Genomic DNA, 13,736 nt, shown 5'->3' with positions numbered 1-13,736 from the left:
ATGGGCTCGAAAAGGCCGGTGGGCACTCCGGGCGGCAGGAATGGCGGTAGTCGGGTTACCGTTCGAGTGGCCGTTGCGGGCTTTTCCCGTTTGACACGGGGGCGGGATGTACCGTCACACTCCGCAGCGTCAGCACGACCCGACCCCGGGAACAAGGCCGGGGGAGAGCCCCCCAGCGCCGACCGGAGAGAAGAGCGAAGTTGTCCCCGACCAGCGAGACCGCACAGGGCGGCCGCCGACTCGTCATCGTCGAGTCGCCTGCCAAGGCGAAGACGATCAAGGGCTATCTCGGCCCCGGCTACGTCGTCGAAGCGAGCGTCGGGCACATCCGCGACCTCCCCAACGGCGCCGCGGAGGTGCCTGAGAAGTACACCGGAGAGGTCCGGCGCCTCGGCGTGGACGTCGATCACGACTTCCAGCCCATCTACGTGGTCAACGCCGACAAGAGGGCCCAGGTAAAGAAGCTCAAGGACCTGCTGAAGGACTCCGACGAGCTCTTCCTCGCCACCGATGAGGACCGCGAGGGCGAGGCGATCGCCTGGCACCTCCAGGAGGTGCTCAAGCCCAAGGTCCCGGTCAAGCGGATGGTCTTCCACGAGATCACCAAGGCCGCGATCCAGGCCGCCGTCGCCAACCCGCGCGAGCTGAACCAGAAGCTGGTCGACGCCCAGGAGACCCGCCGCATCCTCGACCGTCTCTACGGCTACGAGGTCTCGCCGGTCCTGTGGAAGAAGGTCATGCCCCGGCTGTCGGCCGGCCGCGTCCAGTCCGTCGCGACCCGGCTCGTGGTGGAGCGGGAGCGCGAGCGCATCGCGTTCCGTTCCGCCGAGTACTGGGACCTGACGGGCACCTTCTCGACCGGCCGGGCAGGCGACGCGAGCGACCCGTCGTCCCTGGTCGCCCGCCTCCAGACCGTCGACGGCAGGCGGGTCGCGCAGGGCCGCGACTTCGACTCGCTGGGACAGATCAAGAGCGCGAACACCCTCCATCTCGACGAGGCCGCCGCACGGGCGCTGGCCGCCGCCCTGGAGAACACGCAGTTCGCGGTGCGCTCCGTCGAGTCGAAGCCGTACCGCCGCTCGCCGTACGCCCCGTTCCGTACGACGACGCTCCAGCAGGAGGCCTCGCGCAAGCTCGGCTTCGGCGCGAAGGCGACCATGCAGGTGGCCCAGAAGCTGTACGAGAACGGCTTCATCACCTACATGCGTACGGACTCCACGACCCTGTCGGACACGGCCGTCACCGCCGCCCGCGCCCAGGTCACACAGCTGTACGGCGCCGACTACCTGCCGGCGCAGCCGCGGACGTACGCCGGGAAGGTCAAGAACGCTCAGGAGGCGCACGAGGCGATCCGCCCCTCGGGTGATCGTTTCCGCACGCCTGCCGAGACCGGCCTGACCGGTGACCAGTTCAAGCTGTACGAGCTGATCTGGAAGCGCACCGTCGCCTCCCAGATGAAGGACGCGACCGGCAACTCCGTCACGGTCAAGATCGGCGGCACCGCCACCGACGGCCGGGACGTCGAGTTCAGCGCCTCCGGCAAGACGATCACCTTCCACGGCTTCCTGAAGGCCTACGTCGAGGGCGCGGACGACCCGAACGCCGAGCTGGACGACCGCGAGCGCCGTCTGCCACAGGTCGCCGAGGGCGACCGGCTGAGCGCCGAGGAGATCACGGTCGACGGGCACGCCACCAAGCCCCCGGCCCGCTACACCGAGGCCAGCCTGGTCAAGGAGCTCGAAGAGCGCGAGATCGGCCGTCCGTCGACCTACGCGTCGATCATCGGCACGATCCTCGACCGCGGCTACGTCTTCAAGAAGGGCACGGCCCTGGTGCCGTCGTTCCTGTCCTTCGCCGTCGTCAACCTGCTGGAGAAGCACTTCGGGCGGCTCGTCGACTACGACTTCACCGCCAAGATGGAGGACGACCTCGACCGCATCGCCCGCGGTGAGGCCCAGGCCGTGCCGTGGCTCAGGCGCTTCTACTTCGGCGAGACGGTGCCCGACAGCGGCTTCGCCGCGGGGAGCCCGGGCGGTGCCGCTGACGCCGGCAACGGCGACGGGGACCACCTCGGTGGCCTCAAGGAGCTCGTCACCGACCTGGGCGCGATCGACGCGCGGGAGGTGTCGTCGTTCCCGGTGGGCAACGACATCGTGCTGCGGGTCGGGCGCTACGGCCCGTACATCGAGCGCGGTGAGAAGGACTCCGAGAACCACCAGCGCGCTGACGTCCCCGAGGACCTGGCGCCCGACGAGCTCTCCGTCGAGCTCGCGGAGGAACTGCTCGCCAAGCCGAGCGGCGACTTCGAGCTCGGCGCCGACCCGGCGACGGGCCACCAGATCATCGCCCGGGACGGCCGCTACGGCCCGTACGTCACCGAGGTGCTCCCCGAGGGCACCCCGAAGACCGGCAAGAACGCCGTGAAGCCGCGTACGGCCTCGCTGTTCAAGTCGATGTCCCTCGACACGGTGACCCTCGCGGACGCCCTCAAGCTGATGTCGCTGCCGCGTGTGGTGGGCAAGGACGCCGAGGGCGTGGAGATCACCGCGCAGAACGGCCGTTACGGCCCGTACCTGAAGAAGGGCACGGACTCGCGGTCGTTGCAGGCCGAGGACCAGCTCTTCACGATCACTCTCGAAGAGGCGCTGGAGATCTACTCCCAGCCCAAGCAGCGCGGCCGGGCCGCCGCCAAGCCGCCGCTGAAGGAACTGGGCGCGGACCCGGTCAGCGGGAAGCCGGTCGTCGTCAAGGACGGCCGCTTCGGGCCGTACGTCACCGACGGGGAGACCAACGCGACCCTGCGCTCCGGCGACAGCGTCGAGGAGATCACCCCCGAGCGCGGCTTCGAACTGCTCGCCGAGAAGCGCGCCAAGGCGCCCGCCAAGAAGACGGCGAAGAAGGCGCCCGCCAAGAAGGCTCCGGCCAAGAAGGCGACGACCGCGAAGAAGACCGCCGCCAAGAAGACGACCACGGCGGCGAAGAAGACGACCGCCAAGAAGACCACCGCGAAGAAGGCGGCGGCATCGAAGACGGCGGCCGAGGACTGAGCGACGCCTGATTTCCCCGCCGTTTCTCCACCGCGGGTTCGCAAAACGAACGCCCCGGCATCACTTTGGTGTCGGGGCGTGCACACGTTCGGACGGGCACCCCGGCCTGTCGGTGCGTCCCGATAGGCTGAATGCATGACCCCAGCCGATCAGCCAACGGCCCCTCACCCGGCCCCCGACGACGCCCTGGTCGCGGACTCCCGCGAGCGCGCCGTCCGCGCCCTGCTGCGCCGACCGCAGCTGAAACGGCTGTGGAGCGCCCAACTCGTCGGCGGTGTCGGTGACACCCTCGCGCTTCTGGTGCTGGTCGTCCTCGCCCTCCAGGCGGCGATCGCCGAGGGCTCGTTCGGCGGCGGCTACCGGGGCGTGGCGTTCGCAGTGGCGACCGTTTTCGGGGTGCGCATCCTCGCGACGCTGCTCTTCGGAGCAGTCCTCCTCGGCCCGCTGACCTCGCTCACCGCCCAGGACGGCCCTCTGGACCGCCGCTGGACCATGGTCGGCGCGGACGGACTGCGGGCCGCGGTGCTCATCGTGGCGCCCCTGTGGATCGACTGGACGCCCCAGGACGCGCTGGCCGTCCTGCTGGTCACCGCGTTCGTGACCGGTGTCGCCGAGCGCTTCTGGACGGTGTGCCGCGAGAGCGCGGCCCCCGCACTGCTGCCGGCCCCGCCCCCCGAGGGCGCGACGGTACGACCGCTGCCTGACCACATGGACGCGCTGCGCCGCCTGTCGCTGCGCACGACTTTCGTGGCGATCCCGCTCGCGGCCGCCGTCCTGGTCGTCGCGGGTCTGCTCAACAACCTGCTGGGCTCGGGCATCTCCTGGTTCGCCCAGCACCAGGCGGCCCTGCCCTCGTATGTCGCGGCCGGACTGTTCGCCGCGTCCCTGTCCGTGCTGACCTTCCTGGAGCTGCCCGACACGCGCACCCCGCGCGCGCGTTCGCCGCTGGAGGGGCTGCGCCGCCCCAAGACGGGCACCGGCACCGACAAGGGCCGTACCGGTGCGATCCCGCTGCTGGTGTTCGCCTGCGCGGCGGTCGCCGGGGCGGTGGCGGCCGTGGTCGGCGTGTCGGTGCTGCACGCCAAGGACCTGGGAGGCGGCCCGGTGCTGTACGGGCTGCTGGTCGGGGCGCTGACCGGCGGTGTGGTCGTCGGTATCCGTACGGCGCCCTCCCTGCTGCCGACGCTGTCACGCCGCCGCCTGCTGTCGCTGGCGGTGGCCTTCACCGGCGTCGCGCTGCTGGCCGCCGGGCTCGTCCCGGACGTCACCAGCGTGGTGCTGATCGTCGCGCTGGCCGGCGTCGGCGCGGGCGTGGCCGCCAACACCGGGCACACCCTGCTCGACCTGGAGGCCGAGGAGTACCGGCGGGGGCGGACGACCGAGCACCTGCACGCGGTCGTGCGGGTCTCCGTGGCGCTGGGCGCGCTGGTGGCGCCCCTGGTGGCGGCGGCGATCGGCCCGCACCGCCTGGAGAACGGCAAGTTCGTGTTCGCGCACGGCGGCGCGGCGTTCACCCTGATGCTGGTCGGCGCGCTGCTGCTGCCGGTGGCCGCGCTGGTGCTGGCCAAGGTCGACGACCGCTCCGGCGTGCCGCTGCGCCACGACCTGCGGGACGCGCTGCTCGGCGGTGACGACCCTGTGACGGTGCCCGCCGACACCGGTTTTTTCATCGCCCTGGAAGGTGGCGACGGCGCCGGGAAGTCCACCCAGGCCGAGGCGCTCGCCGAGTGGATCAGGGCCAAGGGCCACGAGGTCGTGGTGACACGCGAGCCGGGGGCCACCCCGGTGGGCAAGCGGCTGCGGTCGATCCTGCTGGACGTGTCGTCGGCGGGGCTCTCCCACCGGGCGGAGGCGCTGCTGTACGCGGCGGACCGCGCGGAGCACGTGGACACCGTGGTGCGGCCCGCACTGGAGCGCGGTGCGGTGGTCGTCTCCGACCGCTACATCGACTCGTCGGTGGCCTACCAGGGGGCCGGCCGTGATCTGTCCCCGACCGAGATCGCGCGTATCAACCGCTGGGCGACCAACGGGCTGGTGCCCCATCTGACCGTGCTTCTCGACGTCTCGCCGGAGATCGCGCGCGAGCGGTTCACCGAGGCGCCTGACCGGCTGGAGTCGGAGCCGGCCGAGTTCCACGCGCGCGTGCGGTCCGGCTTCCTGACGCTGGCCGCCGCCGACCCGGGGCGGTACCTGGTCGTGGACGCCGGCCAGGAGCCCGAGGCCGTCACGACCGTCGTACGCCACCGGCTCGACCAGATGCTTCCGCTGTCCGAGGCCGAGATCCAGGCCCAGGAGGAGGCTCGCCGCAAGGCCGAGGAAGAAGCCCGGCGCAAGGCGGAGGAAGAGGCCGCCCGCAAGGCCGAGGAGGAGCGCCTGGAGCGCGAGCGCCAGGAGCAGCTCGAGCGGCTGCGCGCCGAGGAGGAGGAGCGCAAGCGGCGCGAGCTGGAGGAGGCGCAGCGGCGCGAGGCCGAACGGCAGGCGGAGGAGGCCCGGGTACGGGCCGAGGAAGCGCGTCGCCGTGCCGAGGAGGATCGCAAGCGGCTCCTCGCGGAGGAGAAGGCGCGCGCCGAGGAGGAGGCACGGCGGAAGGCTGAGGCGGACCGGCTGCGCAAGCAGGCCGAGGAGGAGGCGCGACTGCGCGCCGAGGCCGAGACGCGGCGCCTGGAGAAGCAGCGGAAGGCCGAAGAGGCACTGATCCGGGCCGAGGAGGCCCGGCGGCTGGCCGAGCAGGCGGCGGCCGCGGCGGAGGCCGGGCCCAAGTCGACGGCGCCCAGGACCACGCGTTCCGGTGCGGGTGCGGGTGCGGGTGCGGGTGCGGCTTCGGACGCGGCGACCGTGGCGACGCCCTTCGTGACGCCGACGAACGCGACCGGCGGGCCGGCGGACGAGACCGCGGTGCTGCCGCCCGTGCCTTCGAGGGCCACGGACGAGACCACAGTGCTGCGTCCCGTACGGGACGGGCGTGCGGGCGGACGGACATCCGGGAGCGAGGCCGCTGCCGGTGGTCCGGACGCCGAGGTGACGGCCGAGCTGCCGCAGCCGCCGGTTCCGCCGGGTGCGGCGGATGAGACCGCGGTGCTGCCGCCGGTGCCTTCGGGTGCGGCGGACGAGACCGCGGTGCTGCCGCCGGTTTCTCCGGGTGGTGACGCTTCGGCGGAGCCGGCTGGTGCCGCGGACGAGACGGCCGTACTGCCTCCCGTGAGGGGCGAGGCTCCCTCCGACCGGGTTCCGCGGGGCTTCTTCCGTGAGGACGAGGGCCAGACCGGGGTTCGGCCCGACGGGACCGAGGACCGCACGCGTGAGCTGCCGCAGGTCGACGAGACCGGGGCACCTCGGCGACGGGCGCGGTCGGACTGGGCCGAGGAGACGCCGCTCGACGATCTGCCGACGCTGGCGGACGAACTGCTCGGTCCGCGCGGCGATGACGATCCCGACGAGGGACGAGGTCGGCGCGGGCGGGGTCGGCGGGGCTGACCCTGTCGGTGGGGGCGGGGCCTGATGTGCAGGCCTGGGCTCGGCGGCCGGGCGGGCTTGACCGGTGGTGCCGGGCTGGGCTGGGCCTCACGGTCGGGCCTGGGCTCGGTGGCGCCGTGCCGGGCTGGGCTTGACGGTCGGGGCTGGGCCTCGTGGGTGACGATGCGTCTCTCGGGTGGGACGGCCGGGAAGGCGCGAGGCGGTGGATTCGCTCGCCCGCGCTTGCGGGGTGTCGGCCGCGCTTGCGGGGTGTCGGCCGCACGTGCGGGGTGCCGCCCGCGCCGACGGGGTTCCCGCTGCGCGTGCGGGGGTGCCGGCTGAGCGGGCGGCCCGGTCCACCCCGTCCCGTTGTCAGTCCCACCCCGCACAATGGAACCCGCGACGCGGAACGTGACGAAAGAGCGGGGTGAGGGATGGCCGTCTGGGACGACCTGGTCGGGCAGGAGAGGGTGAGCGAGCAGCTCGGTGCCGCTGCTAGGGACGCCGACGCCCTGGTCACCGCGGCCGCCACCGCCGCGCCGCCGCCCGAGGCGTCGAAGATGACCCACGCCTGGCTGTTCACGGGGCCGCCCGGCGCGGGGCGCAACCAGGCGGCGCGGGCCTTCGCCGCCGCGCTGCAGTGTGTCAGCCCGGACCGCGCCCTCGGCGGCATCCCCGGCTGCGGCTTCTGCGACGGCTGCCACACGGCCCTCATCGGCACCCACGCCGACGTCAGCACGGTCGCGGCGGTCGGCTCGCAGATCCTCGCCGACGACATGCGGGACACCGTCCGCAAGTCGTTCACCTCGCCTGCGAACGGCCGTTGGCAGGTCATCCTCGTGGAGGACGCCGAGCGGCTGAACGAGAAGTCGGCCAACGCCGTCCTCAAGGCCGTGGAGGAGCCCGCCCCCCGCACGGTCTGGCTGCTGTGCGCCCCCTCCATCGAGGACGTCCTGCCCACCATCCGCTCCCGCTGCCGGCACCTGAACCTGTCGACGCCGTCGGTCGACGCCGTCGCCGACATGCTCGTACGCCGGGAGGGGGTCGAACCGGCCGCCGCCATGGCAGCGGCGCGCGCCACACAGGGGCACGTCGACCGGGCCCGTCGCCTCGCCACCGACCCGGCCGCCCGTGAGCGCAGGGCAGCCGTCCTGAAGCTGCCACTGCGCGTCGAGGACGTCGGCGGTTGTCTCCGAGCCGCGCAGGAACTGGTCGACGCGGCCAGCGAGGACGCCAAGGTGCTGGCCGAGGAGATGGACGGCAAGGAGACGGAGGAGCTGAAGGCCGCGATGGGCGCGGTCCAGGGCGGCCGGATGCCGCGAGGCACGGCGGGTGTCATGAAGGACCTGGAGGACAAGCAGAAGCGACGCCGGACGCGTACGCAGCGCGACAGCCTCGACCTCGCCCTGACCGACCTCACCGGGTTCTACCGCGACGTCCTCGCCCTGCAGCTCGGCTCCCGGGTGGCGATCTCCAACGCCGACGCGGAGGACGCCCTGGAGCGGCTCGCCCGCGCCGGCTCCCCGGAGTCCACGCTCCGCCGCATCGAGGCGATCGCCGCGTGCCGCGACGCCCTCGACCGCAACGTGGCACCGCTGCTCGCGGTGGAGGCGATGACGATGGCGCTGAGAGCGGGCTGACGGAGCTCACCCCCAGGAAGTTGACCATGTCACTCGTACGAGCCATGGCATGCACTCAGAGCATTCAAGCCGCTGCGCAGAGTTACGCTCGGTTGATGCACATCAGGCGCAGCTCCCGCCCCCTCCTCATGCCAGACCAGACCGAACCGCCCGCCGCGCACCGCCGCACCCGCCGATCCCGTACCGGCGGGGCCCTCCTCGCCGCCGCGGCGCTGCTCGTCTCCGCGTGCTCCTCGGGGAGTGCGACGAGTTCCGGCGGCGCGGCGGCCCACGCGGCGCTGGCCGCACTGCCCCAGGCCACGCCGGCCGCCCTCGCTTCGTACTACGGGCAGCGGGTGCACTGGCGTAGCTGCGGCGTCCCCGGCTTCCAGTGCGCCACCCTGAAGGCGCCGCTCGACTACGCGAAGCCGACGGACGGCGACATCCGGCTCGCGGTCGCCCGCAAGAAGGCCACAGGGCCGGGCAAGCGACTCGGATCGCTGCTGGTGAACCCGGGCGGGCCGGGCGGTTCGGCGATCGGCTACCTCCAGGCGTACGCGGGGATCGGCTACCCGGCCGAGGTCCGCGCCCGCTACGACATGGTGGCCGTCGACCCGCGCGGAGTAGCCCGCAGCGAGCCCGTCGAATGCCTCGGTGGGCGGGCCATGGACGCGTACACGCAGACGGACTCCACGCCCGACGACGAGCGGGAGACCACCGCACTGGTCGACGCGTACAAGGGGTTCGCGGAGGGCTGCGGCGCCCAGTCGCCCCGGCTGCTGCGCCATGTGTCCACGGTCGAGGCGGCCCGCGACATGGACCTGGTGCGGGCGGCGCTGCGCGACCCCAGGCTCAACTACGTGGGGGCGTCCTACGGGACGTTCCTCGGGGCGACGTACGCGGGCCTCTTCCCGGAGCGGGCGGGCCGCCTGGTCCTGGACGGTGCGATGGACCCCTCGCTGCCCGCGCGACGGCTGAACATCGAGCAGACCGCCGGCTTCGAGACGGCGTTCCAGTCGTTCGCGAAGGACTGCGTGCAGCAGCCGGACTGCCCGCTGGGGGGCAAGGGCACGAAGCCCGGCCAGGTCGGCCGCAACCTCAACGCCTTCTTCGAGAAGCTGGACGCCCGCCCGATCCCCACCGGCGACGCGGACGGCCGCGAGCTCGGCGAGTCCCTCGCCACCACCGGTGTGATCGCGGCGATGTACGACGAGGGGAGCTGGGCGCAGTTGCGCGAGGCGCTGACCTCGGCGATGAAGGAGAACGACGGCGCGGGCCTGCTCGTCCTCTCCGACAGCTACTACGAGCGCGACGCCGACGGTCGCTACGAGAACATGATGTTCGCCAACGCCGCCGTGAACTGTCTCGACCTCCCGGCCGCCTTCGACAGCCCGGACGAGGTCCGAAGGAACCTCCCCGCCTTCGAGAAGGCGTCCCCGGTCTTCGGCGAGGGTCTCGCCTGGGCCTCCCTGAACTGCGCGTACTGGCCGGTTCGGGCCACCGGCGAACCGCACCGCATCGAGGCGAAGGGCGCGGCCCCGATCATCGTGGTCGGCACCACCCGCGACCCGGCAACCCCCTACCGCTGGGCCCGGGGCCTGTCCGCCCAGCTCTCCTCCGCACGCCTCCTCACCTACGAGGGCGACGGCCACACCGCCTACGGCCGCGGCAGCACCTGCATCGACTCCACGATCAACGCGTACCTGCTCCGCGGCACCCCTCCGACGAACGGAAAGCGCTGCTCATAGCCGCTGCCGCCGACCACCACCAACCCCGGTTCCCCCACCCCCGGGGCTGGTACGGAGCACCCCTGGAAACTGTGTAGACTTACCGACGTTGCTGACCGCACCATGGTGCGAACAGCGCGCCGCCTTAGCTCAGATGGCCAGAGCAACGCACTCGTAATGCGTAGGTCTCGGGTTCGAATCCCGAAGGCGGCTCTGTGGAAGCCTCAGGACTCACTCGCCGTGACCTGGGGCTTTTGCTTTTTCACCAGGCGCTGCTGTTTGCGTGGGTCGTGTAGGCGTCGGTGATCGTGAGCGGCGGAGTAACGTTCGGCGTCGCCATGGGCGTTGGCGTGGCGACCATCACCCGGCCGAGGGCGTCGCGGCGCAAGATGGGGCCGACGGTCCTCTCGCGTTCAGAGGCGCGTGGCGCGCGATCGACGCGTTGTCCGAAGTCGTCAGATCGCGAGGCTCTTGTGGAGGCCGCGCAGTTGGCGCGTCGTGGGCGACCCGCTCGAGGCGGGCCCCGGAGTCCAGGCCCCCCGTCGGGAGACACAGGGAGGCAGTAGCGAGGTCGGGGCTTTTGGGCGATATACACTCATTTGGGGTGTCCAAGCTTGCCGCCAGGCCTGATTTCTCTGGAGTCCTCCCGATGACGTCGATGAGCCGCCCGCCATGAGGCCCCGCCCGGCGCGGGGGCGGATCACGGCGCTGGACGCCTACGACATCCGGTTTCCCACGTCTCGTCGGCTTGAAGGGTCGGACGCGATGAATCCTGATCCGGACTATTCGGCGTCATACGTGATCATCCGCACCGATGTCGGGGACGGGCTGGAGGGGCACGGGTTCTGCTTCACCATCGGGCGGGGCAACGAGGTCGAGGTGGCCGCGATCAACGCGTTGCGTCCGCATGTCGTCGGCCTACGGCTGGCAGAGGTCCTGACCGACCTCGGGGGGTTCTGCCGCTCGCTCGTCGGCGACAGCCAGCTGCGATGGCTGGGGCCGGAGAAGGGCGTGGTGCACATGGCCATCGGGGCCGTGGTGAACGCCGTGTGGGATCTGTACGCGAAGCGGGAGGAGAAGCCGCTGTGGAAGCTGCTCGCCGACCTCGCGCCCGAGCAGGTGGTCGCGTTGATCGACTTCCGTTATGTGGAAGACGCACTGACCCCCGATGAGGCGCTGGGGATGTTGCGGCGGGCGCGGGGCGGGATGAAGGAGCGGGAGGCGCGGCTGCTCGCCGAGGGGTATCCGGCGTATGCCACGTCTCCCGGCTGGCTCGGTTACCCGGACAGCAAGGTCGCGGGGCTTGCCCGGGAGGCCGTGGACGGTGGGTTCAGGCAGATCAAACTCAAGGTCGGCGCCGATCTGGATGACGATGAGCGGCGGTGCCGTACCGCGCGGGGGGCGATCGGCCCCGGGGTGCGGATGGCACTGGACGCCAATCAGCGCTGGGGGGTCGCCGAGGCCGTCGGGTGGATCCGGCGGCTGGCGGAGTTCGACCCGTACTGGATCGAGGAGCCGACCAGCCCGGATGACATTCTCGGTCTCGCGGCGATCCGCCGGGAGGTGGCGCCGGTGCGGGTGGCGACAGGCGAACATGTGCACAACCGGGTGATGTTCAAGCAACTGCTCCAGGCGGACGCGCTGGACATTCTGCAGTTGGACGCCTGCCGGGTCGGGGGAGTCAACGAGAACCTGGCGATCCTCCTGCTCGCGGCCAAGTTCGGGGTTCCGGTGTGCCCGCACGCGGGCGGGGTGGGCCTGTGCGAACTCGTGCAGCATCTGGCGATGTTCGACTACCTGGCGGTCTCCGGCACCCTCCAGGACCGGGTCATCGAGTACGTGGATCATCTGCACGAGCATTTCCTCGACCCGGTCGTGATCGTCCGTGGGCGGTACGCGGCCCCGACCGCCCACGGCTTCAGCTCGACCATGCGGCCCGAGTCGTTGGCCGCGTACGCGTTCCCCGGCGGCGCCGCCTGGCAGACCCCGTACGACGTGCCACCGGCTGAGGGCTCCCCGGCGTGAACCCGGATGAGGAATTCCAGGGACTGGCCGCGGTCGTCACCGGCGGGGCGTCCGGGATCGGCCTCGCCACCGCCGAGACCCTGGCCGCGAGAGGGTGCCGGGTGGCGGTGCTCGACCGGAATCCTGGCCGCGTGCCCGCACGGTTGCACGTGGTACAGGCCGATGTCGGGGACGCCGCATCGGTGGCCGACGCCGTGAGGCGGGCGGCGGACCTGTTCGGAGGCCTGGATGTGCTGGTCAACAACGCCGGCATCGGCGCGCTGGGCACCGTCGAGGACAACGCGGACGAGGAATGGCACCACGTGCTGGACGTCAATGTGCTGGGCATCGTCCGCACCAGCCGGGCGGCACTGCCGTATCTGCGCCGGTCTCCCAGCGCGGCCATCGTCAACACCTGTTCGGTCGCGGCGCTGGCCGGGCTGCCGCAGCGGGCGCTGTACGCGGCCAGCAAGGGCGCGGTGCTCGCGCTGACCCTGGCGATGGCCGCCGACCACATCGGCGAGGGCATCCGGGTCAACTGCGTCACCCCAGGCACCGTGGACACCCCCTGGGTGCGCCGACTGCTCGAACATTCCGACGACCCGGAGGCCGAACGCGCCGCTCTCGTCGCCCGCCAGCCCACCGGCCGCCTGGTCACCGCCCAGCAGGTCGCGGACGCCATCGCGTATCTCGCCGGGCCGTTGGCCGGTGCCACCACCGGGACGGCACTCGCCGTGGACGGAGGGATACAGGGCATCCGCACCCGTCCGGACTCCTTCCACTGACCTGACCGACCACAGACCACTCACTCGGAGCCGAGCACCATGAAGCGACGCATCGCCGCTGTCGGGACAGCCCTCGCACTCGGCTGCGGGTCGGCCGTCACCGCCTGCGGTGGGGGCACGAGCAGCACCACAGACACCGCTTCGGGCAAGGTCGGGGTGGTGCTGCCGCTGCTCACCTCACCGTTCTGGGAGTCCTACGAGTCCTACGTTCCCAAGCAGGCCGCCGACCAGGACGTCCGCCTCCTTCAGACGGTGAACTCCGACTCGGATCCGAGCAAACAGATCACCGACATCCAGAACCTGCTCGCCCAGAACGTGAAGGGCCTGGTCGTCTCGCCGCTGGACTCCGCGGCGATCGTCGCCGGGCTGAACGCCGCGCAGCGCAAGGACGTGCCGGTGGTCGCCGTCGACGTGGCGCCGGACAAGGGCAAGGTCGCGATGGTGGTCAGGGCGGACAACCGCGCCTACGGGGAGAAGGCCTGCCGCCAGGTCGGCGACGCGGTGAGGACCGGCAAGGTCGTACAGATCCAGGGCGACTTGGCGTCGGTCAACGGGCGGGATCGCTCGGAGGCGTTCAGCTCCTGCGTCGAGAAGAACTACCCGGGCATCAAGGTGCTGGACATTCCCGCCGCCTGGAAGGCGGAGAGGGCGGCGGCCGGCCTGGAGGCGCTGTACACCGCCAACCCCGATATCAAGGGCATCTACATGCAGGCCGGCGGCGTGTATCTGGCCCCCACACTGAGCACGCTGCGGCGGCACAACGCGCTGGTGGCGGCCGGTGATCCCAGGCACGTCGTGATCGTCTCCAACGACGGCATCCCGCAGGAGCTGGATGCGATCCGCGAGGGCCTGATCGATGCGACCGTCTCCCAGCCGGCCGACCAGTACGCCAAATACGGCATCTACTACATCAAGCGGGCGATGGAGGGCCAGACCTTCCGCCCGGGCCCGACCGACCACGACAGCACCATCGTCCGGCTGCCCAGCGGAATCCTGGAGGACCAGCTCCCGGCACCGCTGGTGACCAAGGCCAATGTCGACGACGCGTCGCTGTGGGGCAACCAGATCCGCAAGACCTCCTGACACCCGGGAGACCGTCCC

General features: G+C 71.6%; 7 protein-coding genes and 1 tRNA gene. All 8 read left to right on the top strand.

The features are described 5' to 3' along the window. Positions 1 to 200: 200 nt before the first annotated feature. The 8 genes from topA (at position 201) to AQJ84_RS15045 (ending at position 13,718) form a co-directional block, all read left to right on the top strand. Positions 201 to 3,047 (top strand): type I DNA topoisomerase, encoded by a 2,847-nt coding sequence (gene topA / locus AQJ84_RS15080; RefSeq protein WP_053191287.1) that lies wholly within the window; start codon positions 201 to 203, stop codon positions 3,045 to 3,047. Between the two features lie 135 nt (positions 3,048 to 3,182). Then, entirely contained in the window at positions 3,183 to 6,521 is a 3,339-nt protein-coding gene (tmk, locus tag AQJ84_RS15075) for a dTMP kinase (protein ID WP_053191289.1), read from the top strand. A gap of 413 nt (positions 6,522 to 6,934) precedes the next feature. Further along, positions 6,935 to 8,140, top strand: a complete 1,206-nt coding sequence (locus AQJ84_RS15070) for a DNA polymerase III subunit delta' (RefSeq protein ID WP_053191291.1) — start codon at positions 6,935 to 6,937, stop codon at positions 8,138 to 8,140. 95 nt (positions 8,141 to 8,235) lie between these two features. Beyond that, positions 8,236 to 9,867 (top strand): alpha/beta hydrolase, encoded by a 1,632-nt coding sequence (locus AQJ84_RS15065; protein WP_079076134.1) that lies wholly within the window; start codon positions 8,236 to 8,238, stop codon positions 9,865 to 9,867. A 118-nt stretch (positions 9,868 to 9,985) separates the two neighbouring features. After that, positions 9,986 to 10,059: transfer RNA gene (locus AQJ84_RS15060), tRNA-Thr, on the top strand. A gap of 459 nt (positions 10,060 to 10,518) precedes the next feature. Next, a complete protein-coding gene (locus AQJ84_RS15055; RefSeq protein WP_051870156.1) occupies positions 10,519 to 11,871 on the top strand; it encodes an L-fuconate dehydratase in 1,353 nt (450 codons plus the stop codon). After that, on the top strand, positions 11,868 to 12,635 hold the full coding sequence (locus AQJ84_RS15050) for an SDR family NAD(P)-dependent oxidoreductase (protein WP_030043300.1): 768 nt from the start codon (positions 11,868 to 11,870) through the stop codon (positions 12,633 to 12,635). Before AQJ84_RS15055 ends, AQJ84_RS15050 begins: the two co-directional genes overlap by 4 nt. Before the next feature lie 39 nt (positions 12,636 to 12,674). Continuing rightward, positions 12,675 to 13,718 carry a sugar ABC transporter substrate-binding protein gene (locus AQJ84_RS15045; RefSeq protein ID WP_030043301.1) on the top strand — a complete coding sequence of 348 codons (1,044 nt, stop codon included), beginning with the start codon at positions 12,675 to 12,677 and terminating at the stop codon, positions 13,716 to 13,718. Positions 13,719 to 13,736: the final 18 nt, after the last annotated feature.

The sequence above is a fragment of the Streptomyces resistomycificus genome, from assembly GCF_001514265.1.
Lineage (GTDB): Bacteria > Actinomycetota > Actinomycetes > Streptomycetales > Streptomycetaceae > Streptomyces > Streptomyces resistomycificus.
The sequence above is the reverse complement of the archived record's forward strand: the minus strand, read 5'-3'. Positions and strand labels throughout refer to the sequence as shown.

Excerpts from the sequence above, each read along its gene's own strand:
- tmk (WP_053191289.1), top strand. The coding sequence starts at position 3,183 with ATGACCCCAGCCGATCAGCCAACGGCCCCTCACCCGGCCCCCGACGAC.
- AQJ84_RS15070 (WP_053191291.1), top strand. The coding sequence starts at position 6,935 with ATGGCCGTCTGGGACGACCTGGTCGGGCAGGAGAGGGTGAGCGAGCAG.
- AQJ84_RS15065 (WP_079076134.1), top strand. The coding sequence starts at position 8,236 with ATGCACATCAGGCGCAGCTCCCGCCCCCTCCTCATGCCAGACCAGACC.
- AQJ84_RS15055 (WP_051870156.1), top strand. The coding sequence starts at position 10,519 with ATGAGGCCCCGCCCGGCGCGGGGGCGGATCACGGCGCTGGACGCCTAC.
- AQJ84_RS15045 (WP_030043301.1), top strand. The coding sequence starts at position 12,675 with ATGAAGCGACGCATCGCCGCTGTCGGGACAGCCCTCGCACTCGGCTGC.